Consider the following 25,509-nt stretch of genomic DNA (forward strand, 5'->3'; position numbering starts at 1 on the left):
CGTATATCCAATATAAAGGCGGGCAAGGTATGACGAGCAGGGCGACGGGACGCCCGGCGATGCGGATATTACCGGGATTTTCCCTTACCATGGGGCTGACCATCACCTGGCTCAGCCTCATCGTGCTTATTCCGCTGAGCGCCGTTTTCATCCGATCGATGGGGCAGGGATTCGGTCATTTCATCCAAGTCGCCTTTTCCGAACGGGCGCTGGCGAGCTACCGCGTCACCTTCGGCGCGGCCGCAATCGCCGCGCTGGTCAACGCGATATTCGGGCTGCTGATCGCCTGGGTGCTGGTGCGCTACAGATTTCCCGGCCGGCAGCTGCTCAGCGCCGTCATCGATCTGCCCTTCGCGCTGCCCACCGCGGTCGCCGGCATCGCCCTGACCGCGATCTACGCCGATACCGGCTGGCTGGGCGAACCGCTCGCCAGGCTTGGCATCGCGGTCGCCTACCAGCCGCAGGGCATCGTCGTCGCGATGACGTTCATCGGCCTGCCTTTCGTGGTTCGCACCGTCGAGCCGGTGCTGGCCGACCTTGGCCGCGATATAGAGGAGGCCGCGCTGACGCTCGGCGCCCACCGCATCCAGATCTTCGCCCGCGTGGTCCTGCCCGAGATCATGCCGGCGCTCGTCACCGGCACCGCGCTAGCCTTCGCGCGCGGGGTCGGCGAATATGGCTCGGTCATCTTCATCGCCGGCAACATGCCGATGATCTCCGAGATCTCGCCGCTGCTTATCATCACCCAGCTCGAGCAATATGATTATGAGGGCGCCGCCGCGATCGCCGTGGTGATGCTGCTCATCTCCTTCTCGATGCTGTTGGTCATCAACCGCGTCCAGGAATATAATCGTCGGAAGGCTGGATTATGAGGCGCCGTGACCCCCTCCAGGCGCCCCGCCCCGTAATCCTCGTGCTGCTCGGCATCGCCGTCGCCTATGTCGGCATCATGCTGCTGCTGCCGCTCGCCGCGGTGTTCGTCGAGGCGCTTGCCAATGGTTGGGAAGCCGCCGAGGCTGCGATCGTCGAACCCGATGCGCTGGCGGCGATCCGGCTGACCCTGCTGGTCGCGGTGATCTCCGTGCCGTGCAACCTGATCTTCGGCATCTCCTCGGCCTGGCTGATCGCCAAGCATGATTTCCGCGGCAAGGAGTTCCTGCTCACCCTGATCGACCTGCCCTTCTCGGTGTCGCCGGTCGTGGCGGGGCTCATCTATGTGCTGCTCTACGGCGCGCATGGCTGGCTCGGCCCGCTGCTCGACAGGTACGACATCCACATCATCTTCGCGACGCCCGGCATCATCCTGGCGACGATCTTCATCACCTTCCCGTTCGTCACGCGCGAGCTGGTGCCGCTGATGATTGCGCAGGGGCGTGCGGAGGAGGAAGCGGCGCTGTCGCTCGGCGCCAATGGCTGGCAGACCTTCACCCGCGTCACCCTGCCGAACATCCGCTGGGGCCTGCTCTATGGCGTGCTGCTCACCAATGCGCGCGCGATGGGCGAGTTCGGCGCGGTATCGGTCGTGTCGGGGCATATCCGCGGCGAGACCAACACCATGCCACTTCACGTCGAAGTGTTGTATAACGAGTATAATTTCGTCGCCGCCTTTGCCGTCGCGGCGCTGCTTGCACTGCTCGCACTGGTAACGCTTACGCTCAAGACCTACCTGGAATGGCGTCACCATGATGCCCTAGCTGCTTCGGGACATTGATCCTATGACGATCACGATCGACAATATCGCCCGCCGTTTCGGCCAGTATCCGGCGCTCGACGGCGTCTCGCTCGACCTTCCGGAGGGCGAGTTCGTGGCGCTGCTCGGCCCGTCCGGCTCGGGCAAGACGACGCTGCTGCGCATCATCGCCGGCCTCGAATATGCCGAGCAGGGCACGATTTCCTTCGGCGGCGAGGAAGTCACCGACATGCCCGTGCAGAATCGCGGCATCGGCTTCGTCTTCCAGCAATATGCGCTGTTCCGCCACATGACGGTGGCCAAGAACATCGCCTTCGGGCTCGACGTTCTGCCGCGCAGGGCGCGCCCGCCCAAGGCCGAGATCGCGGCGCGAATCGACGAGCTTCTCGAACTCGTCCAGCTTCCCGGGCTCGGCGGCCGCTATCCCACGCAGCTTTCGGGCGGCCAGCGCCAGCGCGTCGCGCTCGCGCGGGCGCTCGCGCGCAACCCCCGCATCCTGCTGCTCGACGAGCCGTTCGGCGCGCTCGACGCCAAGGTGCGCCGCGAGCTGCGCAAGGCGCTCCGGCAGATCCATGACCGGCTGGGCATAACCTCTATCTTCGTCACCCATGATCGCGAGGAGGCGTTCGCGCTCGCCGATCGGGTCGCGATCCTCAACCTCGGCAAGATCGAGCAGTTCGCGACGCCCGCCGAGATCGAGCGCGCCCCGGCCAACGAGTTCGTCCGCGACTTCGTCCGCGACGAAATCGACGAAAAGCCTTCGCTCGCGGTCGTCCACGGCTGATTGCTTTTGTCACGCCGCCGCAATAGGCGGCGTGGATGTCAGGCCTTTCCTATACGCGGCTCGGAGTGCTGATGGGCGTGGGCGCCTATACGCTCTGGGGACTGCTGTCGCTCTATCTGCGGGCGCTCGCGCCGCTGCCGCCGCTCTATATCATGGCGCATCGGGTGCTCTGGTCGTTGCTGCTGCTGGCGGTGATCACGATCCTGTTCAAGCGCGGTGCAGCGGCCCGCGACGCGATCCGGCGGCCGCGAGTCCTGCTGGCGCTGCTTGCCTCCACGATACTGATCGGCGCCAACTGGCTGCTCTTTATCTATGCGATCGATGCGGGTCGCGCGCTCCAGGCGAGCCTCGGCTATTTCATCAATCCGCTCGTCAATGTGCTCCTCGGCGTCGCCATCCTGCGCGAGCGACTGGGGCGCGCGGAGCTGGCGGCCATCGGGTTGGCGGCGACCGGCGTCGCCCTGCTGGCGATCGAACAGCACGCGCTGCCCGTCATCCCGCTCGCGCTGGCGCTGAGCTTCGGCTTGTACGGCCTGGTGAGGAAGATGATCGGCATCGGCGCGGTCGAGGGGCTGCTGATCGAAACCGTCATCCTTGCGCCCTTCGCGCTCGGCTGGCTGCTGCTGCATGGCAGCCCATCCGTGCCGCCAGGCACAGGACCTTCGCTGTGGCTGCTGATGTTCGGCGGCGTGATGACCACCGCGCCGCTGCTGCTGTTCAACGGCGCAGCGCAGCGCATCCGCTATTCCGATCTCGGCCTGCTGCAATATATCGGGCCGACGATCCAGCTTGTGATCGCGGTGCAGGTGTTCGGCGAGCCGCTGCTGCCAATACACATGGTCACCTTCTCGATGATCTGGCTGGGGCTGGTCATCTATGCAGCGGCGACATGGCGCCGCGGCCGGGTGACGCCACTCGTCCCGGAATAATAGCCACATCCACCGTCATTCCCGCGAAAGCGGGAATCCATGGACGGCGGAGCGTTCGGTCCTATGCGTTCCCATTCCCTGGATCCCCGCTTTCGCGAGGATGACGAGACAGGCTCAGGCCCTCACAGCGCCAGCTTGCCCCGCACCAGCTCGCCATAATCCTTCTGCAGCTGCCGGGTCAGGTCGCCCACTTCGAAGTTCCACGGCCCGGCCGAACCGACCGGCACGATCTCCGCCGCCGAACCGGTCAGGAAGAACTGCTCAAAGCTCTCCAGCTCCTCGGGCCAGATCGCCCGCTCGACCACCTCGATGCCGCGCCGCCGGGCCAGCTTGATCACCGTCTGGCGGGTAATGCCGTTCAGGAAACAGTCGGGGCTCGGCGTGTGGATCACGCCGTCGCGGATGAAGAAGGCGTTCGCGCCGGTCGCCTCGGCCACCTGCCCGCGATAGTCAAACATCAGCGCATCCTGGAAACCGCGCGCCTCGGCATGGTGCTTGGACATCGTCGCGATCATGTACAGGCCGGCGGCCTTGGCCTGCACCGGCGCCGTGAACGGGGCCGGCCGCCGCCACGGCGCGATGTCGAGCCTCAGCCCGCCAGCGCCGGGATTGAGATATTGCCCCCAATACCAGCAGGCGATCGCCATGTGCGGCTTGGTCCGCTGCGCCGACACGCCCATCTGCTCGGAGCCGCGCCACGCCACCGGGCGCACATAGGCGTCGGTCAGGTTGTTGGCCTTCATCGTCTCGATGCAGGCGGCGTCGATCTGGTCGACCGACCAGGGCAGATCGAAGCCCAGCATCGCTGCGCTCTCGCGCAGCCGGCGGCTGTGCCAGCTCAACTCGAAGATATTGCCGTCATAGGCGCGGACGCCCTCGAACACCGAAGAGGCGTAATGCAGCGCATGGGTGAGGATATGGACGTTGGCGTTGCGCCACGGGACCAGCTTGCCGTCGAGCCAGATGAAGCCGTCGCGATCGTCGAAGGTCGGTTCCTCAGCCATATTTCCTGCATCCCGGACATGATTCTTGCGTTGCGTTCGCTTATCGATGATGGCAAATTACGTCAACATGGCTGTCCAAAATTCTCCTGACCCGTTGCGCCCGGATTCATTTCGCACCGCATCGCCGCTGTTCCTGCGCGAGCCGGAGATCCGCCGCGGCATCGAGCTGCTCTATTTCGGCTATAGCCACCTCTATCGCGGCATCGACGAGGGGCTGGCCAAACAGGGCCTCGGCCGCGCGCACCATCGCTCGCTCTATTTCATCGCCCGCAATCCGGACATTACCGTCAGCGATCTGCTGCGCATCCTGGCGATCACCAAGCAGTCGCTCGGCCGCGTGCTCAACGAGCTCACCGAACGCGGCCTTATCGAGACGCGCACCGGCCGCGAGGACCGCCGCCAGCGCCTGCTGCGCGTCACAGAAGCCGGCGCCGCGCTCGAAAGCAGCCTGTTCGAGGCCCTGCGCGAACGCCTCTCGACCGCCTATGCGCAGGCCGGCCAGAACGCGGTGACAGGCTTCTGGGCCGTCCTCGAAGGCCTCGTCCCTGCCGAGGAAAAGCCCCGCATGACGCAGCCGGGCAAGCCGGGCTGACGCAGCGGGCCCTACGCCCACCCCACATGTCATCCCGGACTTGATCCGGGATCCCGCTTCCGTCCCCTACCAATCGGCCTCACGCACCAGACGAGAAGCAGCGGGATCCCGGATCACGTCCGGGATGACGAGCACCGAGGAAAGCACCATTTTTGCATAGGCAGCAGGCCCGTCCTGCCCCTAAAGAACAAGGCAGCCACAGGAGCAGCACCACCCATGACCGCGATCTACGATTTCTCGGCGACAGGCATCGACGGCAGCCCGGTGCCGCTCGACCGCTACCGCGGCAAGGTGCTGCTGATCGTCAACACCGCCAGCAAATGCGGCTTCACCCCCCAATATGAGGGGCTCGAAACCCTGTACGAGCAGATGGCGGACAAGGGCCTCGTCGTCCTGGGCTTCCCCTGCAACCAGTTCGGCAGCCAGGAGCCCGGCGACGCGGCGGAGATCGAGAGCTTCTGCCGGCTCACCTATGACGTGAAGTTCCCGATGTTCGCCAAGATCGAGGTCAACGGCGCCAACGCCCACCCGCTCTACGCCTGGCTGAAGAGCCACGCCAAGGGCATCCTCGGCACCGAGGGCATCAAGTGGAACTTCACCAAATTCCTGATCGACCGCAACGGCGGCATCGTCTGCCGCTACGCGCCGACCACCAAGCCCGAGGCGATCCGGGGGGATATCGAGGAATTGCTGGGGGCGTAAGGCCGACGGGGGCTCTTGCCGACAGGCGGCTTGTCCATGGCACCCATGGATCGAATTCGCCGTCGAGCCCGCGTTGGGCGCAGCGGCCCGGCTCATCCCGGTTCTGCGCCAAGCCTTCCAAACACGACCTCCTGCGCCTCCGGAGTGAGCGACGGATATTGCTGCCTGAAGGTCAGCGGGCCCAGCGTCGCGCGCTGCATCGTCCGGGGCACGTCGGGATTGAGCGCGCCGCGAGCATGCTGGCAAGCCAGATTGTCCCACAGCACGACGTCTCCGACATGCCAGATATGCTCATATATCGCTTCCGGACGGGCGATATGCTCATACAGGGCTTCCAGCAGAGGCCTGCCCTCGTCTTCGGACACGTCTTCGATGACGCGAGTCGATTCCGGCATCACATACAGGCAGAGTTCGCCTGTCCTGGGATGCGGACGGGCGATCCGGTGCGACCAGTGCGGCAGCCTTTCGTCGAAGCCGTAAATGCCGTCGTTGGGGCCGTAGGCAAAGCACTGCACCGCTCGCCGATTCTCGACCGCCGTCTTGAGATCGGCCGGCAGATCGGCCCAGGCCTTTATGGAACTGACGAACTTGGTCGATGTATTGCCTTCGTCGAGTTCGACACCCAGAAGCATCACGCTCTCGATCGGATATTCGCAATGCGCCAGGTCGGAGTGAAATTTGAGCTCGAGATTCCCGAGAAATCCGTCCTTGCGGGTGTTCGATATGTAGTTGACCCCCTCGACCGGGGGATAAAGTTTTCCGAACCAGCTGGCCGCGCTGCGCTGCTGCTCCAGGCTGAGCTTCTGGCCGCGAAAGACCAGCAGATGATGCTGGTCGTAAAGCTGGCGAAGTCGGTTGATGATCACTTGCGGCGGCGTCTGGGAAAGGTCGATGCCGATTACTTCGGCGCCAAAGGGTTCAATATGCCGCCATTCCAGTTGATCCGTCATATCCTGTCCCACTATGCTTGATGATATCTGCGGGAGGCTCGGCCTCACTATCCGGGGGAGGCTCTGCCTCGCTATCTAGCGGCCAATATTGAATTGTGCGTTAGAAAAAGTCAATGCGGCCCTGCACTTCCAGGTTCGTAATTCTCCGTCCGCGACGGGCCGGTGGCGGGCGATCGATGTCGCGGCCTGCTCTGGACAAGCCGGCGCCACGCGATTATTACAACGACTGTTAGAACTGCGTGCCCGGTGCGAACGAACGACGTTGATGGTGCGGCGGAGGATGATATGAACGGTGCAAGGGCCATGCGGCAGCTACTCGAACGGCCGGAGATGCTGATCGTGCCCGGCGTTCACGACGCCCTTAGCGCGCAGATGGCGCGGCTTGCGGGATTTGAAAGCATTTTCCTCGGCAGCTACGCCATTACCGCGTCGGCCTTTGGCATGCCGGACGCCGGCATCGTCCCGGTGGCCCAGCTGGTGGAGGCGTACCGCCCCCTGGTCGAATGTTCGGGCCTGCCCGCGATGTGCGATATCGACGATGGCGGCGGCACGACGCTCCAGATCGCGCGCAACGTTCAGCTGGTGGAACAGGCCGGGATCGGCGGCATCCAGATGGAGGATCTGGACCTGTCGGTCGGTAAATATCTGCCGGGCCGCAAAAAGCGCCTGCTGCCCGTCGATCGGATGGTCGACAATATCAAGGCCGCAGCCGATGCGCGCAGGGACGGCGATCTGATCATCATCGCGCGCTGTGACGCCCGGGATGCATCAACCCTGGAGGACGCTTGCGATCGGGTCGCCGCTTATGGTGAAGCCGGCGCCGACCTGATCCTCGTCCCCTTTCTCGACATCGAGGAGATCCCGCGGGTCACCGCCGTCACCGCGACGCCGCTTGCGCATATGTTTGTTCCTACCGACGCCAAGGACGCAGCCAATGTCGACCGCGTACGGGAACTTGGCGTCAAATATCTGATGTATCCGGTGCTCTCCGTCTGGGCCGCCGGCCGCGCGATCCATGATGCGATGATCGAATTGCGCGATCACCGGTCGGATTCGACGCGGACGCACGGCGGCGCGACCTGGAAACTCGTCAACGACGCGATGCGTTCGGATTACTGGAGCAGCCTCGCCTGACCTGACATCCGGGGACGCGGGCGCGACCATTCGATAAGATTATCGATGACCTTCAGGAAGGCGAGAGATGCTCGAGATCTGGCTGCGTTATGACCTTCGGAACCCGTCTTGGGTCGGCATCAAGTCGACGACGCTCGCCGCCGTGGCGCTCGAACAGGTGGAGTGGGCCGACAAACAGGGCTTCCATACGATCCAGCTTCCCGAGCATCATTGCAGCGAGGATAATTACAACCCTTCGCCACTGATGCTGGGCGCGGCGATGGCCAGCCGCACGTCGAACCTCCGGATCCAGCCGTCGGCGATCCTCCTTCCGCTGCACGATCCGGTCCGCATTGCCGAGGATTGCGCGATCCTGGACGTCATCAGCAATGGCCGGCTCGATGTCACCATCGGCCTCGGCTATGTTCCAGAAGAATTCGCGATGTTCGGCATCGATCTCAAGGACCGGGCACAGCTCATCGACGCCAAGCTCAAGGTGCTCAAGCGCGCGTTTACCGGCGAGACGTTCGACTATGACGGGCGTACCGTCCACGTTACGCCGCCCCCGGTGCAGCGAGGCGGGCCGAGGCTGTGGATCGGGGGCAGCCTGAAGGCGACCGCGCGCCGCGCAGCCGAACTGGGCGATGGCTATTATCCGATGGTGAACAAGCCCGAACTGATTCAGGCCTATAGGGACGCCTGTGCCGAACTCGGCAAGGAACCCGGTCGGATCGTCGACGTCACCGGCCCCCGCCATATCCATATCTCCCGGGATCCCGATGCCGCCTGGGCCAGGATCGCGCCGCACGCGCTCCACGAGACCAACGCTTATGCCGCATATGCCGCGAAGCTGGGCCAGACGAGCAATTTCAAACATGCCGAGAATGCCGATGATCTGTGGGCATCAGGCGGCTATCAGGTGCTCACGCCCGAAGATGGCCTGGCGCTGCTCCGAAAGCAGCGCGACCTGGGGCGGTCCGTCATCCTGGCCCCGCTGCTTGCGGGACTTGATCCCGAAGTGTCGTGGGAAAGCCTTGAGCTCATCGCCAGCGAGATCATCCCGCAGCTTCAGGCCGATGACGCGGTGGTCGCCTGACATCGCCGCTCGTCGCCCCGGCCCTTCGACGGCCTGCAAGGCAGGCGCTCCGGATGGCCGGGGCGACGCTTCACTCTAAAGGAAAGCGTCTTCCCCCGGCGGCACCCTAAAAGTCGAAACTCTGCCCGACCATCTTCTCGCTTACCTTCCACAGCGCGGCTGCGCGGCTCGGATCGACCGCATAGGCGCGTGGCCCGGCACCGGAGACCGCCGTCGAATCATTGACGTCGGACGTCCGGCAGTCCTGGTTATAGCGCCCTCCGATCTCGTCGGCGGGGGCGGCGAACGCACACCACACGGTGGTGGCGGCGCCTTCGGGGATGGATTTGTTGCGCATGTGGAAATCCGGCTCGGCATCCTCAGTCGTGAACGCGGCAAAATCCTCCGTGCTCAAGTGGCGCTTGAGCGATGTATCGGTGATCACGCCGGGATGGACGGCGGCCACCCGCACGCCGCGCCCGCGCAGGCGCTTGTCCAGTTCGACGGTGAACAGGACGTTGGCGGTCTTCGCGCCGCCATAGGACACCCATTTGTCATAGGCCCTGTGCTCGAAATTGGGATCGTCGAGGTCGATGTCGGCCACGCGGTGCGCCATCGACGACAGCATGACCACGCGCGAGCCCGAACGCAGCAGCGGCAGCAGGAGATTGACCAGCAGGAAATGGCCGAGATGGTTGACGCCGAACTGGGTTTCGAAGCCGTCCTTGGTCACGCCCTTGGGCGCGGCCATCACCCCTGCGTTGCAGATGATGACGTCGAACGGCTTGCCCGCCGCGAGCAGGGCATCGGCGCACTGCCGCACGCTCTGCAGCGAAGCCAGGTCCAGTTCGACCAGTTCCACGCCGCCGGAAGCACCCGAAAGACCCGCGATCGCAGCGCGCCCCTTCTCCAGGTCGCGCACGGCCCCGACGACCTGCGCCCCGCGCACCGCCAGCGCCCGGCATGTCTCCAGCCCCAGCCCGCCGCCCGCACCCGTGACGAGCACGCGCTTGCCGCTAAGGTCCATGGTGCCGAGCACGTCGTCGGTCGTCAGATCCTTCTCGATTATCTGGTTCATCTCTCTCGCTTCCTCTTGTCGTTCGTCATCATTGCCACTGCGGGGTCCGGGCGCGGCCACCGTCGGCTACACTGTACGATCGATGGCGCAATTGCCAGCCGCACCAAGAAGGGGGCGGGCGTAAGGCGGTGAGGGCGGCCTCATGGGATGAGGCGTGCGGCATCCGATGCAACCCACCCCGCTCCACCTGGGGAGCCGCCGAGCTTGTCGAAGCGGCGTCTCGAAGGACTAATTCGCCATCGACGGAGCGAGTCTGGTGTTTATCACCCAGCCGACATTGTCGTTTTCGTCCGCCACTTCCCACCACAGCCCGTTTTTGGTGCCCGTCGGATAGACCACGGAGCCGGCCGGCAGCGTCCGCACGACCTTGGCGGAGGCGCTTGCGGCAGCCCGCATCGCGACCGCCCCCTGGGTGGTGAACGTCTTGGCCGGCGCCGCCTCGGCGGTGCCGACGGCGCCCGGCTGGACCAGGCCCAGTTCGGTGACCATCTTGCTATAGGCCTGGATGAACGCCAGCGTCACGATCCGGCCGATGTCGGTATTGTCATAGCCGCCGCCGACCAGTCCCGCCGCGCCGCCGCCAAAGAAACCGCCCCCGCCTGCTCCGAAGGTAAGGCTGTTCTTGGCGGCATAGCCGTCGACGGTGGCGATGGTCTCGGTGGTGCGGACATTGGTCAGCGACAGGACGGTGTTGGCTTCCATTTTTCGGCTGCCGATCCCGCCCAGCAGTCCGCCGAAGGTGCGGCCGCCGATCAGCCCGCCGATCCCGCCCGCCACGCCGCCGCCGCCCGAGTTGCGGTTCGAAGCCTGGACTTCGGCGATGAGCACATAGTCGGCGGCCTTGATCTGGCCCTGCCCGACATTGGAGCCGCGTTGCAGCCCCAGCCCGCCACCGATATTCCGCTCGCGCTGCGCAGCGCTCAATCCCGAGCCGCGATCGACCAGGTTGAAACAGCCGGACCGCTGCACCAGCACCTTGATCAGCTTTTGCGGACCGCTCAATTGGAATTGCGTCCAGCCCGAAGGATCGTCGCCGTCCATCACCGAGACCGTGCCCAGCTTGCGCGAGCATCGCGGCACATCGGCCATGGTCGCCTCCTGGGTCTTCTGCGTCCCGGAGGGCTTGGCCAGCCGCTGCGCCGCCGTCGGCGCGGCCATCAGGGTCGACATCATGATCAGGGCGGTTGCGGTGCTGGGTCGATGCTTGCCCATTGCTGCCTTCCCCTATGTCTTGCGTCCAGGATGCCGCGTCGGAAGATGGAACCGCGTCATCGGCCCAGTCTACCATGCTATCGAGGCATCGGCCGGGCGATTAAGGAGCACCTCGATAGAGGCAGGGCGGCGCGGCCGACCGCCGGGCGACAGAGGCCGCTTGAGAAGGCCATCCCACTCTTCCCCTCCCTTTCAAGGGAGGGGAAGAGTGGGTGACGGAGCAAAGGGGGTCGATCCCCCTTTGCGGAGTGTTACGCAACGTTCCCGAGGAGCCGCTGCGCTGTCGAAGACCCGTCTCGAAGGACGCCCCGCTGCCGCGCAGTGCCACCGCGCCCCCGCAATTGCGCGACCAACAATTACACCCCCGACAATCCCGTCAGCATGATATCAGCCGCTATGGCTTTTGGCGTCTTCATCCACCGATCCGATTCGATCTACGACGACACTCCGGCGGAGAGATACCAGTTTCCCAAACAATATCTCGAGCGTGCGAGGACGTGCGCCGGCGACTGGATCGTCTATTATGAACCGCGCAAAGTCGTGGGCACGAAGGGCTATTACGCTGTCGCCAAGGTCGATCGCATCATTGCCGATCCCTCGGCGCCCGGAATGTACCTCGCGCTGATCGAACCGGGCACCTATCTCGACTTCGCAACGCCTGTTCCCTTCACCAGTGAAAATGGCCCGATCGAGCGCGGCGTGCTCAATGAAGCTGGGAAGATTTCGGGGCGCGCGCAGGCGGCCGTTCGCGGGCTGTCCGCGAGCGACTTCAACTGCATCATCGACGCAGCTCTCGCCGATAAAGATCCCTTGCTGCCGCGAACCGATTTTGCCGCCGTCGACCACTACGTCGGCGAGGAGCGCGCACCCTTCATTTTCGACGAAGCACGGGAGCGTGTATCCGCGATTGTGTCTCGCATTGTGCGCGATCGCGTCTTCCGGCGGGTCATTCTGCGCGCCTATGATGAACGTTGTGCCATTACCGGATTGAAGCTCATCAATGGCGGCGGGAGGGCCGAGGTCGAAGCCGCTCACATTCGCCCGGTGGAGGCGAATGGCCCCGACATCGTCAGCAACGGCCTTGCTCTTTCCGGCACAGCCCATTGGATGTTCGATCGCGGCCTGATCGGACTGGATGACGACATGGGGATCATGGTCTCCCGCCAGGCAAATGACCCCGACAGTATTCGCTCCGTTATCAATGCCAGCGGTCGCATATTGATGCCACCTCGGGAAGCAGATCGCCCGCATCCCCAATTCGTCCGATGGCATCGCGAGCATTGTTTTAAATGCTGAACCTATGGCACCGGCGCCGCCCATGGTCTTTCAATCCGGTTGAGAGCAACGGTGCCAGCGCCCATCCGCTCCACGTCTGGCTGAAGAGCAACGCCAACGGCATCCTCGGCACCGAGGGCATCCAGTGGACCTTCACCAAATTCCTGATCGACCGCAACGGCGCCATCGTCTGCCGCTACGCGCCGACGACCAAGCCCGAGGCGATCCGCCCCTGTTGCACGTATCTTGCCCCGGGCCATTGTGTGACGACCTTAGCGATTTCCATTCTCAACAGCTTTGCCCGGCGATGGCCGTGTCTCCAGCCCTAATCGGTGCGCCTTTCCAATAACTGCGTTCCGGCTGACTCCCCCCAAAACCTCCGCAATTTCTGATGCATTTCTGCCCTCAGCCCACAATGCCCGTAGCGTTGACAATCGCTCATCCGACCAAGAGCTCGAAGCGGCTGGAGGCACTTCTAGCGGGACGGTGTTGGGTGTTGACAGATCCCCGCTCGATACGGAGTCTCCATCAAAAGGTCGGTCGGCAATCCGAACTACACTCTGCCCATAAGCGCTAGCATCCTCGACGCCGTCTAAAACGGCAATCTTCGTGTCTCGTTCAAGAGCTGCGAACTGTCGCCACTCCATGGAGAAGTGCTCAAAACGACGACTGCTGACCCGGGCCTGCAGGAGCGTTCCATCCTCCCTTAACATTATGGTTCGTGGGACAGCTCCCCGATCGCCACCCTCTACTATCGTTTCAACGACACCAAATTCGGAAAGTAGGTCCTCGAAGTCGCCTCGGTAATCCGCTATCTCCAAAGAGGGCGCAAACGCCTTCATAGCCAATAAGAAGTCCGACAGCAGCCGAAATTTTAAGACGCTCCGAGCAATGTTGCGCGCCGCATCGCCTCCAATAGTTTGGAGAACCGCAACTTTCAAATCACCAATCTGTTCTAGAATGGCATCTGTCTTTCGCCTGTCAGATTGCTTCTCTCGTGTCTCACGAAGAAGGGTTTGAAATAGGCCTGACCATTGCTTAACGAGATTAGACTCGATGTCAGCGAAGCTCGAATAGGGCAATAGAGCATTATTTGCAGACATATGCGTTATAAAGGAGATGAAATCAAAAATATATTTGGCAGTGTTTGGTTTTTGAATTGATGGAAATTCGATCTTGTCGATGAAATCGAAATCTTTATTACGGATATATGTATGATGATCTGCATAAACCTTAGCGTCAATAAACGTGAAAAGTGGGATGCCGAGATTTATCGCGTTTAACGCTTCTAACTGGGTGATCGAGTATTTATTCTCTTCATTTTCTAGCTGTGCCTTAGATGCTGTGGCAGCGATATTCGCTACATCGATTTCTCCGAGAGCTTCCGGAACAGCCGAGCCGCCGAAGCGTGAGCCGATCAGTAGAATCACCATATCGGCGCTGGCGACCTCGCGAATGCAACTCGTGTGAGTATGCTTCCGAGGATCATAGAGCACGTCCGCGAACTCGCTCATCACTGGTTCGTAACCCATTCGAGTGAGCAGCCCACGGATCTGTTCGCGATGAGCTCCCAGATCGACGCAGGTCGATGAGACAAATACCCGCAATGCCGCCATTTTTTGAGCCCCCTAGCTCCGAAGAGGGTTAGACCGCTAATGTTTTTCTGTCTGTAGGACAATGCGAATGAGTCGCTACGAGTTATGGGGAGTTAGGGGGGACATGGCGTAATTGAAGTAGGCCCATTTAACCTACTGATACGAAGTCGGTGTGTAGCCGCTTCAAGGACAAGGATCGATCCGGATTTACCGGAATTATTTGAGGCAGGATCGTTATGGTTTTGGCTGTCTATCTGGACGAGAGCGTAGCCGACAGCGGGCGTATAATGACGGTGGCGGGCTTTGTCTTTCGAAGCGATCAGGCTCGACGGTTTTCACGTGAGTGGACAAAAGTTTTAACCGCCGCAAAGGTGCCGTATGCCCATATGTCTGAAAGCGCTCACGGCAATGGCGTTTTCAAAACCATGTCACTCCAAGAGCGGATCGATTTCAACTCGCGATTGATCGAGCATATCAAGCGGAGGGCGATATACGGCTTTTCGGTCTCAGTGATGCTGGAAGAATATAAACGCATCGTGGAGACCGATGACAATGCACCGAGTGCGTACGCGTTCTGCATCATGAGCTGCATGAAGGTTTTGAAATCACAAAACCGGAAGCTGTCCCTCAATGATCCGGTCGCGTTGTTTTTGGAGGCGGGTTTTAAGGATCAAGCCAACGCTGACAGTGTGGTCAGCTATCTCGCCGCGCTGGATAGCGGCGCGGAAGATGGGCTGAACTACCTGTCGCACACCTTCGTGAAGAAATGCTGCTCACCGCCTACGCAAGCGGCTGACATGTTCGCATGGCACGCGAGCAAATACATCAAGGACAAACGATCGGTGCCCCGTAGGGACTTCCGCGCTCTTATTCGGCCGAAAGATGTGTGCCTCGACCTGACCGAGACGCATCTGTCAGATTTCCGCGCCCTCATGGACGAGGATATTCTGAATCACCGCAGTTTGTCGGATGAGGCTTTCAGGAAGGTCTTGGACAAGAGGTGATAGAACGCCTCATCAGTTTTGGCGGGGCTGGTTCGCCCACGAGTGCGTGCTCCCGGGAGAAGATACAATGATACTGCCGACCATCGGCGACACCCCTTTGCCAAGCTGGAGGGTGCCGCGACGGCCCCCACACGCCTGAAGCTGGTTCGAAACCCGACGCTACGCGTCGAGAATAATAACCCAGGACTCGCGCGCCCTACCCCCCATAAGCCCGCACGAAGAACACCACGGTCGTCGCCCCAGTAACGAGCAACGTCCACACCCGCACCGCCTGATGCGGCAACCGCTTGCCGAGCAGCGCGCCCAGCCAGCCGCCCGCGAAGGAGCCGAGCAGCATCGGCAGGCACGCCCACCACCAGACCATGGCAAAGCCGATGAACACGAACGCCGCAGCGAGGTTCGCCACCGCCAGCATCGTCGTGCGGATCGCGAACAGCTCGCGTGGGCGGATATTGGCGAGCAGCCCGTACAGCGCGGTGGCGATCAGCCCCACGCCGCCGCCGAAATAGCCGCCATAGATCCCGAGCAGCGCCTGCGTCGCGAGCAGGGTCGGCCGACCAATGGTGACGCGGGCGTGCAGCCAGTCCGCGGCGCGCTTGCCGAACAGCATCACCACGAAGGCGAACAGCAGCAGCCAGGGAATGAGGATGTCGAAGACCTCGCTCGGCGTGAGCACGAGCAGCAGGCTCCCGACCAGCCCGAAGACGAAGGTGATCGACGCGAGCAGCCGAACCGACAGGCCCGCCACCGGCCCGAGTTCGTCGCGATAGGCCCAGGCGCTCGACCCCGCCCCCGGCAGCAGGGCGACGTTCGAAGTCGCGTTGGCGACATTGGCGGGCACGCCGAGCGCGATCAACGCGGGCAATGTCGCGAAGGTGCCGCCGCCCGCAAGCGCATTCATGGCGCCGCCGAGCACACCGGCCCCGGCGGCGAGAAGAGTTGCGAACAGATCGATCAAGGCGTCATCCGGGTGAAAGCTTGCGCTCCCCTATCGTCAGGCATTTCAACACAATCGCTGGAAGCGGCACACCCCCTCACGCTATCCTGAAGCCCCTGGGCGGAGACTCACAGCATGGCAAGGCTCGTGTTCGGAATGAACCAGTCGCTGGACGGCTATGTCGATCATATGGAATTCGCGCCCGACGCCACGCTCTTCCGCCACTTCATCGAGGAGGCCCGGGCGCAGGCCGGCAGCGTCTACGGTCGCCGCATCTATGACATCATGCGCTACTGGGACGACGATGATCCCGAATGGGATGCGGACAGACGGGCCTTCGCCGCGGCGTGGCGGCGGCAGCCGAAATGGGTCGTCTCGCGCTCGTCGGCATCGGTCGGCCCCAACGCCACGCTTATCGGCGATGATCTTGCGGGGGCGATCCGCACGCTGAAGGCGGAGCGGGACGGGGAGATCGAAGTCGCCGGCCCGCATCTGGCGCACAGCCTCACCCAACTCGGCCTGATCGATGAGTACCGCATCTACCTGCACCCGGTCGTGCTCGGCCACGGCACGCGCTATTTCGCCGGCCCCCGCCCGCCGCTCCGCCTTGTGGCCAGCGACCGGATTGGCGACGACGTGATCAGACTGGCCTATGTTCCTGCCTGAACGCCAGCGGCACCATCCCGGTCACAGGGCCATCGGGTGAACGTCGAAGACCTATCCTGGCCCGTCATCCCGGCCCGTCATCCCAGCCCGCCATCCCAGCCCGTCATCCCAGCCCGTCATCCCGACGAAAGTCGGGACCCATAATCGCTGGACTGGAAGAAAAAGGACCGAACCGCGTGGTTCTATCGCTCCTCGTTGCCGTTATGGGTCCCGACTTTCGCCCACGGCTGTCCGGGATTTTCTTGCGTCCGGCCGGGTGCCGACCGGAATTGTTGGGGATTTGCTCGGAAGACCATCGCTCAGACATCGTTTTCTTGATCGAGGGCATGCTCTCCCTCCAGCGTCTCCCCAGCGCAGGCTGGGGTCCATGTCTTTCACCATTTTCGATGCCATCGAGAAGGAGAGAGACATGGATGCCAGCCTCCGCTGGCATGACGATAGAGAGATTCCGGACAGCAGTAGACTTTCGTCGGGATGACGCACTTTTGACCGACAAGCCCCGCGCCAGAAGAGTGTATCGGCCTTCATCCGACTGCCCTGATCCCGACCATTTGTTCCTTGTTTGTTCCATGCATTTCCAGTAAGCAACCCGGTCCCACCAACGACCCGAGCGAACCGCCAATGCAACCGCAAATCCTCGCCAAAGCCCCCCGCTGCGGCGCGCGCACCCGCTCGGGCGACCCCTGCCGCTCGCCGGCGGTGAACGGCAGCCGCCGATGCCGGATGCACGGCGGCAAGGGCAGCGGTGCACCGCGCGGCAATCGCAATGCCTGGAAGCATGGCATCCGCTCCGAGTGGATCAGAGCGGTCGCGCGCTATCTGCGGGCAACCCGGCCGGCCGCGCTCCCCCAGCTCATCGAGCGCTTCGTCGGTCCGAACGAAGCCGGCGCCCCGCCTCGTCGCAGCACGGCCAGCTTCGGCGCACCGGCCGGCAGCGCGCCTGGGCCGATGCCGCGCATAGCCCCCCGCCCCGGCCCCGGCCCGACCGAAAAAACAAAAAAACGAACGGACAACCCCATGCACCCGGGATCAGGGGCGAAATCGGTACCTGTTCGGGACCGCGAGGCCGCTGGCCGTCCCCTGCCTTGTCCGCTCTCGTCACGCCACCGAGGGCGGCGCGCCTGCGCAGGTTCGCCTCGCTTCGATCCGTCATCCTCGCGGATGCGGGGATCCATAACCTCCGAACCGCAGGAGGCTCGGGAAGAGGCAATGCACAGAGAAACCTTCGCTCACCTCCGGCCCCTCCCGCCCGCGCGAGCGGAGAAAAAAGGGCGGCGATAGCGCAACATGGCAAAGAAAACTTCGCCCTCCCCCAAACATCCTTCATTTGCGCATCGCGGCATGAAAGGCCATTTGGCCGGCATGGCATCCTTGCTCGATCCTGAAGCGCGTGGGCGCGTTATCCTGGTGGGCGCCGGTCCGGGCGATCCCGGCCTGCTCACCGTGCGCGCCGTCGAGGCGCTGCGCATCGCCGATGTCGTCGTGCATGACGGCCTGATCGACATGCGCGTGCTCGATCATGCCCCGGCCGACGCGCAGCGCATTTCCGTTGCCAAGCAGCGCGATCGGCACACCCTGCCGCAGGAGGCGATCAACGCCCTCATCATCGCCCATGTCCGGGCGGGCTCGATCGTCGTGCGGCTCAAGGGCGGCGATCCGTTCGTGTTCGGCCGCGGCGGCGAAGAGGTCGAGGCGGTGCGCGGCGCCGGCCTGCCGGTCGAGGTGATCCCCGGGGTTTCCTCGGCGCTCGGCTGCGCCGCCGAAGCGATGCTGCCGCTCACCCATCGCGACTGGTCGAGCGCGGTGAGCTTCGTCGCCGGCACCTGCAAGGGGCTGAGCGAGCAGAATTGGGCAGGCCTGGCCGGCCAGGGCCGCACCCTCGTCATCTACATGGGCGTCACCTGCGCCGGCGCCATCGCCGACAAGCTGATGGCCGACGGCGTCGCGCCCGACATGCCGGTCGCGGTGCTCGAGCGCGGCACCCTCGAAGGATCGCGCGCGATCCGCACCCTGCTCGCCGATCTCGGCGACATGGTGCTGCGCGAGCAGGTTATCAGCCCCGCGATCATCGTCGTCGGCGAGGTCGTGCTCTTGTCCGACGCCGACAATCGCCTCAAGGGGCTGGCCGCACAGGCCGAATCGATGAAAGACCCTGAAGTGATAAGAGACCCTGAAGTGATAAGAGACCGGGCGTGAAGATATTGACGGGTAATGATCTGGTCACCGGCGACGTGATCTGGTGGACCGGCGAAGGCTGGTCGCGCCATGTCGAGCATGCCGTCGACGTCGACCAGCATGGCGAGGCGATCGCCGCGCGCGAGGAAGCGGCGCGGCATGTCAACGGCCCCTATGTGATCCAGGCGGAGCAGACCGACACCGGCCCCCGCCCCGCCCACATCAAGGACCGCATCCGCGCGATCGGGCCGACCGTCCGGGCCGATCTCGGCCTTAAACCCGCCGATCCCGCCATCGGCGACTGGGTGATCTGATATGTACCGTTATGACCAATATGATCAGGCGATCATCGATGCCCGCGTCGAGGAATTCCGCGACCAGGTGAAGCGCCGCCTGTCCGGCGAAATGAGCGAGGACCAGTTCAAGCCGCTGCGGCTGATGAACGGCCTCTATCTCCAGCTCCACGCCTATATGCTGCGCGTCGCCATCCCCTATGGCACGTTGTCGGGCAAGCAGATGCGGGTGCTCGCCCATATCGCGCGCACCTACGACAAGGATTACGGGCACTTCACCACCCGGCAGAACATCCAGTATAACTGGATCAAGCTGTCCGACGCGCCCGAGATCCTCGCCGAGCTGGCCAAGGTCGAGATGCACGCCATCCAGACCAGCGGCAACTGCATCCGCAACATCTCGTCCGATCAATATGCCGGCGCCGCCGCGGACGAGGTCGAGGATCCGCGTCCCTGGGCCGAGCTGCTGCGCCAGTGGAGCACCTTCCACCCCGAGTTCAGCTATCTGCCGCGCAAGTTCAAGATCGCGGTGATCGCCGCCGAGGAGGATCGCGCCGCGGTCAAGCTCCACGACATCGGGCTCCAGCTGCACCGCAACGACGCGGGCGAGGTCGGCTTCCGGGTGTTCGTCGGCGGCGGCATGGGCCGCACCCCGATGATCGCGCCGGTCATCCGGGACTTCCTGCCCAAGGCCGACCTGCTCAGCTATATGGAAGCCTGCCTGCGCGTCTATAACCGCTTCGGCCGGCGCGATAATCTCTACAAGGCGCGGATCAAGATCCTCGTCCATGAGATCGGCGCCGACGAATATCGCCGCCAGGTCGAGGAGGAATTCCTCCACACCCGCACGCTGGGCCTCGATGCTTCCGGCGCCGAATATGAGCGGATCGTCGCGACCTTCGCGCCGCCCGCCTTCGAAACCGGCCTGCCGGACGAGATCGACCGCAGCGATCCCGATTTCGCCCTGTGGGTCGACCAGCAGGTCGCCGCGCACAAGGTGCCGGGCTATGCGATCGTCAACATCAGCCTGAAGCCGACCACCGGCATCCCCGGCGACGCCTCTTCGGCGCAGATCGATGTCATGGCCGACCTCGGCGAGACCTACAGCTTCGACGAGCTGCGGGTGACCCATGCGCAGAACATCGTGCTGCCGCACGTCCGCAAGGCCGATCTCTACACGATCTGGCAGAAGCTCGACGCCGCCGGCCTCGCCACCCCCAATCTCGACCTGATCGGCGACATCATCGCCTGCCCGGGGCTCGATTATTGCTCGCTGGCCAATGCCCGCTCGATCCCGCTGGCGCAGAAGATCGCCGGCCGCTTCGCCGATCTCGAAAAGCAGCGCGATCTGGGCGAGCTCAAGCTCAAGATTTCGGGCTGCATCAACGCCTGCGGCCACCATCATGCCGGCCATATCGGCATCCTGGGCGTCGATCGTAAGGGCGAGGAGAATTACCAGCTCTCCTTCGGCGGCTCGGCGGCCGAGGATACCAGCATCGCCAGCATCATCGGCCCCGGCTTCTCGGAGGACGGCGTCGTCGACGCGATCGAGAAGGCGGTGGACGTCTATACCGCGCTACGCGCCGACGGAGAGCGCTTCGTCGACACCTACCGCCGCGTCGGCGAGGCACCGTTCAAGGAGGCGATCTATGGGTGATCTCCTCGCCAGTAGCAGGAAGTCCGTCTTCCCAGACCTGATCCGGGATCCCGCTTCTTCCTTCTACACCGCCGAGAAAAGCGGGATCCCGGATCAAGTCCGGGAAGACGCCGTGTCGGCCAACTACGCGTCCGAACGGAGCCGGTATAATGGGTGATCTGATCCGCTTCCGCGATGACGAGGCGCATGACGAGCCCGCGGTGACGCTCGACGGCTTCCTCGGCCAGTCGAACGCGACCTCGGTCCGGCTCGAGCCGACCGACGATCCGCGCGCGCTGATCCCCTATCTCGACCGGCTGTCGCTGATCGAGGTGTCCTTCCCCAAGTTCCGCGACGGCCGCGGCTATTCGACCGGCAGCATCCTGCGCGAGGCGGGCTATACCGGCGAGCTGCGCGCGGCCGGTGACGTGCTGGTCGATCAGATCGGGCCGATGCGGCGCTGCGGCTTCGACTCCTTCCTTACCGAAGTCGAGATCGATCGGGAGACGTTGGACAAGCTGCTGGGCCTGCACAAGGACGTCTATCAGAAGACGGTCGACGGACGGGTTCCGATCTGGGCCCGCCGCCATGGCTGAGCCGGCCCGCCGCATCGACCGGATCGATACAGCGCCGACCTTCACCGCGACGGACGTCGCGCGCCTCAACGCGCGCTTCGAGGGCGTTGGAACCGAAGAGACGATCCGCGCGGTGCTGGGCGAAAAGCTGCTCGGCGCCGTCGCGGTGGTGTCGTCCTTCGGTGCCGAATCCGCGGTGCTGCTCGACCTCATCGCCCGGGCGGATCCGTCCACGCCCGTGCTGTTCCTGGACACCGGCAAGATGTTCCAGGAAACCCTCGACTATCGCGACACGCTGATCGCACGGCTCGGGCTGACGGGCGTGCGCAGCATCGCGCCCGAAGAGGCCGTGATCGCCGACCGGGATGGCACCGGGCTACGCTGGTCCTATGATCCGGACGGCTGCTGCGAGATCCGGAAGGTCCAGCCGCTCGCGCGCGCGATGAAGGGCTTCGATGCGTCGATCACCGGACGCAAGGGCTTCCAGGCCGCAACCCGCGTCGGCATCCCGCGCTTCGAGCTCGATGGCGACCGCATCAAATTCAACCCGCTCGCCGACTGGACCAAGGCGGATCTGGACAAGTGGTTCGAGGCCCGAGAGCTGCCGCGCCATCCGCTGGAGGCGCAGGGCTATCTGTCGATCGGCTGCGCGCCCTGCACGAGCATCGTCAAGCCGGGCGAGGATCCGCGCGCGGGCCGCTGGCGGGGATGGGACAAGGTGGAATGCGGCATCCACGGCGAACCGCTCGTCCGCCCCGGGGAGGAGCCGGTCTTCTGATCCGGATCGATCGTGCCGCAATCCATGGCCGCGCGAGCTTGTGACGCTGCGAGGCCGGCCTAGTCGTCATAGTCCTGGCTGCCGTACATCTCGTCGGCGAGATCGGAGAATTTGGTGAACCTGCTCTCGAACTTGAGCGGGATCGTCCCGGTCGAGCCATGGCGCTGCTTGGCGATGATGAGCTCGGCGCGGTTATGCGCGCGCGACATCTTCTGCTGCCATTCCTCGAAGGCCGTCACTTCGACGGCGCTGTCGCCGACCGCGATCGATGCCTCCTTGGGGCGGATCAGGTTGAGGTAATAATCCTCGCGATACACGAACCAAACCATGTCGGCGTCCTGCTCGATCGATCCCGATTCACGCAGGTCCGACAGCACCGGCTTCTTGTTTTCGCGCTGCTCGACCGCACGGCTGAGCTGCGACAGCGCGATCACCGGGACGTTGAGTTCCTTGGCCAGCGTCTTGAGGCCGCGGCTGATCTCCGAAATCTCCTGGACCCGGTTGCCGTCGGCGCTGCGCCCGGAGCCCTGCAGCAGCTGGAGATAGTCGACGACGATCACGCCGATGCCCCGCTGCCGCTTGAGGCGCCGCGCGCGGGTGCGCAGGGCCGCGATCGTGAGGCCCGGCGTGTCGTCGATGTAGAGCGGCAGGCCTTCGAGGTCCTGCGCCGCGCGGGCGAAGGAGGTGAACTCCGCATGGCTGATCTTGCCCATGCGGATCTGCTCGGCGCTGATCTCCGCCTGTTCGGACAACACGCGGGTCGCCAGCTGATCCGCCGACATTTCGAGACTGAAAAACGCCACCGGCGCCCCCACCGACTTCTCGATACCCGCCTGCTGGTCACGAATGTATCGGATAGCCACGTTGAACGCGATGTTGGTGGCCAGCGAGGTCTTGCCCATGCCGGGGCGACCGGCGAGGATGATGAGGTCGGACGGATGAAGACCGCCGATCTTGGCGTTGAGCCGCTCCAGGCCGGTGGTCAGGCCGGCGACATGCCCGCCCGAGTTGAGCGCCGCGCTGGCCATCTCGATCACGACCTTGGTCGCCTGGCCGAACGTCTTGACGCTGCCTTCCTCGCCGCCTTGTTCGGCGACGCGATAGAGCTGGATCTCGGCCTGCTCGATCTGCGCCTTCGGGTCCACGTCCTCGGACGTATCGAGCGCCTGCTCGACCATCTCCCGGCCAACGCCGACCAGCGCGCGCAGCAGGGCCAGGTCGTATATCTGGTTGGCGAAGTCGCGGGCGCCGATCAGCGCCGCGCCGCTGCCCGTCAGCTGGGCGAGGTAGCCGGGGCCGCCCAGCTCGCGCATCCCGGCGTCGCCCTCGAACATCGGCCTCAGCGTCACCGGCGTGGCCAGCATGTTGCGATCGAGCAGGCGCAGGATCGCTTCATAGATCCTGCCATGCAGCGGCTCGAAGAAATGCTCTGCCCGCAGCTTGATCTGGATGTCCTCGGCGAGCCGGTTGTCGATCATGATCGCGCCCAGCAGCGCCGCCTCCGCCTCGATGTTCTGCGGCAAGGCGGGTGCCTCGGCCCCGGCGGGAACGATATGTCTGACAGGCTCGAGCATGGCGCGATTATCGGCGCGAAGCACCCTTCCCGCAAGCGCCGCCTCGTAAAAGTTCGGGGGACGGATCTGTGGATCGATTCCACTTGCACGAGATGTTGCAAGCGTCCACAATGTAAGCATGCACACAGATATGAGTCGACGCATTCCATTTCTGATGCATGATATCGCGCGGCGGTCGCGATATTGGTTCGATGCACGCGCACGCACCAAGGGCATCACGCGCGCGCAGTGGCGGGTGCTGATCACGCTATCTCGGGTCGATGGCTGCACGCAAAGCGAGTTGGCCGAGATCCTGGACGTCGAACGCATCACCCTGTGCCGGATGGTGGATCGGCTCGCGGAAGCCGGGCTCGTGGAGCGCCGTGCCGATCCTTCCGACCGCCGCGTATGGAGGTTGCACCTCACTGAGCGGGCCATGCCGCTGGTCGAGGAGCTCCAGGCGATCGCCCATGAGATGGAAGAGAACATGCTCGCGCCGCTTTCGGCCGGCCAACGCGCGCTATTGACCGATCTGCTCATCGCCGTGCGTGACCATATTCGCGAGGACGAGGAGCCGATCGAGCTGCCGCCGTCCGAGGCACGGCTGTGAACGAGATGCGCAGCATCGCCTCGGACGCGCAACTCGGCACCGCTGCCGGTAGGGAGCGTCGTCTCGGGCGTTTCGCGGCCATGGTGTCGGTGCCGGCGCTGCTGCTCGCGGCGGGCCTCTACCTTTGGCTGTCCGGCGGGCGCACGGTCTCAACCGACAACGCCCAGGTCAACGCCCGCGTCGCCGAGGTGAGTTCGGAAGTCGCCGGCCGTGTGACCGAGGTCGATGTTGCCGAAAATCAGCATGTGAAACAGGGGGATCTACTGTTTCGCCTGGATCCCGAGCCCTACCGGATCGCGCTGATGCAGGCCGAGGCCGCAGTGGGCAACGCAGAACTGTCGGTCGCCCAGCTCCAGAGCACCTATCACGCCAAGCAAGCCGATACGCAGAAGAGCATGTCGGACGTCAGCTTGGCGCGCGACACATTCCGTCGGCAGCAGGAACTGCTCGCGCGCGGGTTCACCACGCGTGCGAATTATGACGCGGCCAAGGCCGGGCTCGCCGCGGCGCAGGCCGAACAGGCATCGGCCGCGTCCGAAGCCGAGTCGGCCCGGGCCGTGCTAGGGGTCTCCAGGGCCGGCGGCCACCCTGTGGTCGAAGCGGCGATGGCAGCGCGCGACAAAGCAAGGTTCGATCTGGCGCGCACCGAAATTCGCGCGCCGATCAGCGGGGTCATCAGCCAGGCCGACAAGCTTTCACCCGGCACAATCGTGGTCCAGATGCTGCCGCTCGTCAATATCGTCAGCGACCATGGTTATTGGATCGACGCCAATTTCAAGGAAACCCAGCTCGACAGGATGCGCATCGGCCAGCGAACCGACATCGAGGTCGACGCCATTCCCGGACGCACGATCAAAGGCCATGTCATCGGCATCAACGCCGGCACCGGCTCGCAATTCTCGCTGCTGCCGCCCCAGAACGCCACCGGCAATTGGGTGAAGGTCACGCAGCGCGTGCCCGTCCGCATCCAGATCGACGATAAGCTCGACCGGCCGTTGGTGGCCGGCTGGAGCGCCCATGTGACGGTGCACGTCGCCGATTGAGCTCCTCCCCCAAGAGGCAACTTGAAGCCTGTGGAGCCGCAAGGTTCTACAGGCTTCTCTTTATCGGCCGGCACAGACGCCGAAAGGATGAACTGGCTGGTTTCATCGGCCGGGGGGGGGGGGGGGGGGGGGCGCCCCCCCCCCCCCCCCCCGCCGCGGGGAGCACCCCACAGCGCCCCAGCCCCCCACCCACACACCCCCAGTGGGTGATAAAAAAGCAGGCTAGGAAGACCACCAGGG

26 protein-coding genes and 2 pseudogenes are annotated in these 25,509 nt (G+C 63.9%); 20 read left to right on the top strand and 8 right to left on the bottom strand.

Going from position 1 to position 25,509, the window contains the following annotated elements:
• Nucleotides 1-29 precede the first annotated feature (29 nt).
• The 4 genes from cysT to rarD are packed head-to-tail and all read left to right on the top strand — an operon-like array spanning nt 30 to nt 3,403.
• The gene (gene cysT / locus AAC645_RS17090; protein ID WP_340317761.1) at nt 30-872 is read left to right on the top strand and encodes a sulfate ABC transporter permease subunit CysT; all 843 of its coding nucleotides are present in this window, start codon (nt 30-32) and stop codon (nt 870-872) included.
• Nucleotides 869-1,711 (top strand): sulfate ABC transporter permease subunit CysW, encoded by an 843-nt coding sequence (gene cysW / locus AAC645_RS17095; RefSeq protein WP_340317762.1) that lies wholly within the window; start codon nt 869-871, stop codon nt 1,709-1,711. Before cysT ends, cysW begins: the two co-directional genes overlap by 4 nt.
• Nucleotides 1,712-1,715: 4 nt before the next feature.
• Entirely contained in the window at nt 1,716-2,474 is a 759-nt protein-coding gene (locus AAC645_RS17100) for a sulfate/molybdate ABC transporter ATP-binding protein (protein ID WP_422785854.1), read from the top strand.
• 35 nt (nt 2,475-2,509) lie between these two features.
• Nucleotides 2,510-3,403: an EamA family transporter RarD gene (rarD, locus tag AAC645_RS17105; protein WP_340317763.1), complete on the top strand. Its 894-nt coding sequence runs from the start codon at nt 2,510-2,512 to the stop codon at nt 3,401-3,403.
• Between the two features lie 122 nt (nt 3,404-3,525).
• On the opposite strand, the gene AAC645_RS17110 is transcribed toward rarD, so the two are convergent.
• Nucleotides 3,526-4,407 carry a branched-chain amino acid aminotransferase gene (locus AAC645_RS17110; RefSeq protein WP_340317765.1) on the bottom strand — a complete coding sequence of 294 codons (882 nt, stop codon included), beginning with the start codon at nt 4,405-4,407 and terminating at the stop codon, nt 3,526-3,528.
• Between the two features lie 67 nt (nt 4,408-4,474).
• Here AAC645_RS17110 and AAC645_RS17115 point away from each other — a divergent pair, with 67 nt between their 5' ends.
• Nucleotides 4,475-4,999 (top strand): MarR family winged helix-turn-helix transcriptional regulator, encoded by a 525-nt coding sequence (locus AAC645_RS17115; protein ID WP_340317767.1) that lies wholly within the window; start codon nt 4,475-4,477, stop codon nt 4,997-4,999.
• A gap of 216 nt (nt 5,000-5,215) precedes the next feature.
• Nucleotides 5,216-5,701, top strand: a complete 486-nt coding sequence (locus tag AAC645_RS17120; protein WP_340317768.1) for a glutathione peroxidase — start codon at nt 5,216-5,218, stop codon at nt 5,699-5,701.
• Nucleotides 5,702-5,793: 92 nt separating this feature from the next.
• On the opposite strand, the gene AAC645_RS17125 is transcribed toward AAC645_RS17120, so the two are convergent.
• Entirely contained in the window at nt 5,794-6,651 is an 858-nt protein-coding gene (locus AAC645_RS17125) for a TauD/TfdA dioxygenase family protein (protein ID WP_340317769.1), read from the bottom strand.
• A gap of 285 nt (nt 6,652-6,936) precedes the next feature.
• On the opposite strand from AAC645_RS17125, the gene AAC645_RS17130 reads away from it, so the two are divergent.
• Nucleotides 6,937-7,785: an isocitrate lyase/PEP mutase family protein gene (locus AAC645_RS17130; RefSeq protein ID WP_340317770.1), complete on the top strand. Its 849-nt coding sequence runs from the start codon at nt 6,937-6,939 to the stop codon at nt 7,783-7,785.
• Between the two features lie 67 nt (nt 7,786-7,852).
• Nucleotides 7,853-8,860, top strand: coding sequence for an LLM class flavin-dependent oxidoreductase (locus tag AAC645_RS17135; protein ID WP_340317772.1), 1,008 nt, complete (start codon nt 7,853-7,855; stop codon nt 8,858-8,860).
• 106 nt (nt 8,861-8,966) lie between these two features.
• Here AAC645_RS17135 and AAC645_RS17140 read toward each other — a convergent pair whose 3' ends face one another.
• Together AAC645_RS17140 and AAC645_RS17145 are read right to left on the bottom strand one after the other, a co-directional pair.
• Nucleotides 8,967-9,917: an SDR family NAD(P)-dependent oxidoreductase gene (locus tag AAC645_RS17140; RefSeq protein ID WP_340317773.1), complete on the bottom strand. Its 951-nt coding sequence runs from the start codon at nt 9,915-9,917 to the stop codon at nt 8,967-8,969.
• A gap of 228 nt (nt 9,918-10,145) precedes the next feature.
• Nucleotides 10,146-11,129 (bottom strand): CsgG/HfaB family protein, encoded by a 984-nt coding sequence (locus AAC645_RS17145; RefSeq protein ID WP_340317774.1) that lies wholly within the window; start codon nt 11,127-11,129, stop codon nt 10,146-10,148.
• Nucleotides 11,130-11,669: 540 nt separating this feature from the next.
• Between AAC645_RS17145 and AAC645_RS17150 the strand changes: the two genes are divergently transcribed.
• Both AAC645_RS17150 and AAC645_RS17155 read left to right on the top strand, forming a co-directional pair.
• Complete coding sequence (locus AAC645_RS17150) at nt 11,670-12,425, top strand: HNH endonuclease (protein WP_340317776.1); 756 nt, start codon at nt 11,670-11,672, stop codon at nt 12,423-12,425.
• The gene (locus AAC645_RS17155; RefSeq protein ID WP_340317777.1) at nt 12,419-12,733 is read left to right on the top strand and encodes a hypothetical protein; all 315 of its coding nucleotides are present in this window, start codon (nt 12,419-12,421) and stop codon (nt 12,731-12,733) included. Before AAC645_RS17150 ends, AAC645_RS17155 begins: the two co-directional genes overlap by 7 nt.
• Here the strand turns inward: AAC645_RS17155 and AAC645_RS17160 are convergent.
• A pseudogene (locus tag AAC645_RS17160) lies at nt 12,692-12,877 on the bottom strand (GcrA family cell cycle regulator); the annotation flags it as partial. The gene AAC645_RS17155 and the pseudogene AAC645_RS17160 overlap by 42 nt on opposite strands.
• 933 nt (nt 12,878-13,810) lie before the next feature.
• Nucleotides 13,811-14,020 (bottom strand): annotated as a pseudogene (locus AAC645_RS17165) (DUF4062 domain-containing protein); the annotation flags it as partial.
• A 215-nt stretch (nt 14,021-14,235) separates the two neighbouring features.
• Here AAC645_RS17165 and AAC645_RS17170 point away from each other — a divergent pair.
• On the top strand, nt 14,236-15,003 hold the full coding sequence (locus AAC645_RS17170) for a DUF3800 domain-containing protein (RefSeq protein ID WP_340317779.1): 768 nt from the start codon (nt 14,236-14,238) through the stop codon (nt 15,001-15,003).
• A 196-nt stretch (nt 15,004-15,199) separates the two neighbouring features.
• Here AAC645_RS17170 and AAC645_RS17175 read toward each other — a convergent pair whose 3' ends face one another.
• Complete coding sequence (locus AAC645_RS17175; protein WP_340317780.1) at nt 15,200-15,961, bottom strand: sulfite exporter TauE/SafE family protein; 762 nt, start codon at nt 15,959-15,961, stop codon at nt 15,200-15,202.
• Nucleotides 15,962-16,075: 114 nt separating this feature from the next.
• Between AAC645_RS17175 and AAC645_RS17180 the strand changes: the two genes are divergently transcribed.
• From AAC645_RS17180 to AAC645_RS17205, 7 genes are all read left to right on the top strand, one after another.
• Nucleotides 16,076-16,606, top strand: coding sequence for a dihydrofolate reductase family protein (locus tag AAC645_RS17180; RefSeq protein ID WP_340317781.1), 531 nt, complete (start codon nt 16,076-16,078; stop codon nt 16,604-16,606).
• 621 nt (nt 16,607-17,227) lie between these two features.
• Complete coding sequence (locus AAC645_RS20510) at nt 17,228-17,887, top strand: HGGxSTG domain-containing protein (protein ID WP_422785855.1); 660 nt, start codon at nt 17,228-17,230, stop codon at nt 17,885-17,887.
• A gap of 81 nt (nt 17,888-17,968) precedes the next feature.
• Nucleotides 17,969-18,802, top strand: a complete 834-nt coding sequence (cobA, locus tag AAC645_RS17185; RefSeq protein ID WP_340317792.1) for a uroporphyrinogen-III C-methyltransferase — start codon at nt 17,969-17,971, stop codon at nt 18,800-18,802.
• Nucleotides 18,799-19,095, top strand: a complete 297-nt coding sequence (locus AAC645_RS17190) for a DUF2849 domain-containing protein (RefSeq protein ID WP_340317782.1) — start codon at nt 18,799-18,801, stop codon at nt 19,093-19,095. The genes cobA and AAC645_RS17190 overlap by 4 nt, the downstream gene beginning before the upstream one ends.
• A 1-nt stretch (nt 19,096) precedes the next feature.
• Nucleotides 19,097-20,731, top strand: a complete 1,635-nt coding sequence (locus tag AAC645_RS17195) for a nitrite/sulfite reductase (protein ID WP_340317784.1) — start codon at nt 19,097-19,099, stop codon at nt 20,729-20,731.
• A gap of 149 nt (nt 20,732-20,880) precedes the next feature.
• A complete protein-coding gene (locus tag AAC645_RS17200) occupies nt 20,881-21,306 on the top strand; it encodes a DUF934 domain-containing protein (protein WP_340317785.1) in 426 nt (141 codons plus the stop codon).
• The gene (locus AAC645_RS17205) at nt 21,299-22,063 is read left to right on the top strand and encodes a phosphoadenylyl-sulfate reductase (protein WP_340317786.1); all 765 of its coding nucleotides are present in this window, start codon (nt 21,299-21,301) and stop codon (nt 22,061-22,063) included. Before AAC645_RS17200 ends, AAC645_RS17205 begins: the two co-directional genes overlap by 8 nt.
• 59 nt (nt 22,064-22,122) lie before the next feature.
• On the opposite strand, the gene AAC645_RS17210 is transcribed toward AAC645_RS17205, so the two are convergent.
• Nucleotides 22,123-23,637 (bottom strand): replicative DNA helicase, encoded by a 1,515-nt coding sequence (locus AAC645_RS17210; protein WP_340317787.1) that lies wholly within the window; start codon nt 23,635-23,637, stop codon nt 22,123-22,125.
• Between the two features lie 154 nt (nt 23,638-23,791).
• Between AAC645_RS17210 and AAC645_RS17215 the strand changes: the two genes are divergently transcribed.
• Both AAC645_RS17215 and AAC645_RS17220 read left to right on the top strand, forming a co-directional pair.
• Nucleotides 23,792-24,226: a MarR family winged helix-turn-helix transcriptional regulator gene (locus AAC645_RS17215; RefSeq protein ID WP_340317793.1), complete on the top strand. Its 435-nt coding sequence runs from the start codon at nt 23,792-23,794 to the stop codon at nt 24,224-24,226.
• Nucleotides 24,227-24,231: 5 nt separating this feature from the next.
• Nucleotides 24,232-25,269 carry an HlyD family secretion protein gene (locus AAC645_RS17220; RefSeq protein ID WP_340317795.1) on the top strand — a complete coding sequence of 346 codons (1,038 nt, stop codon included), beginning with the start codon at nt 24,232-24,234 and terminating at the stop codon, nt 25,267-25,269.
• Nucleotides 25,270-25,509 lie beyond the last annotated feature (240 nt).

Source organism: Rhizorhabdus argentea (assembly GCF_037861105.1).
Taxonomy (GTDB): Bacteria; Pseudomonadota; Alphaproteobacteria; order Sphingomonadales; family Sphingomonadaceae; genus Rhizorhabdus; species Rhizorhabdus argentea.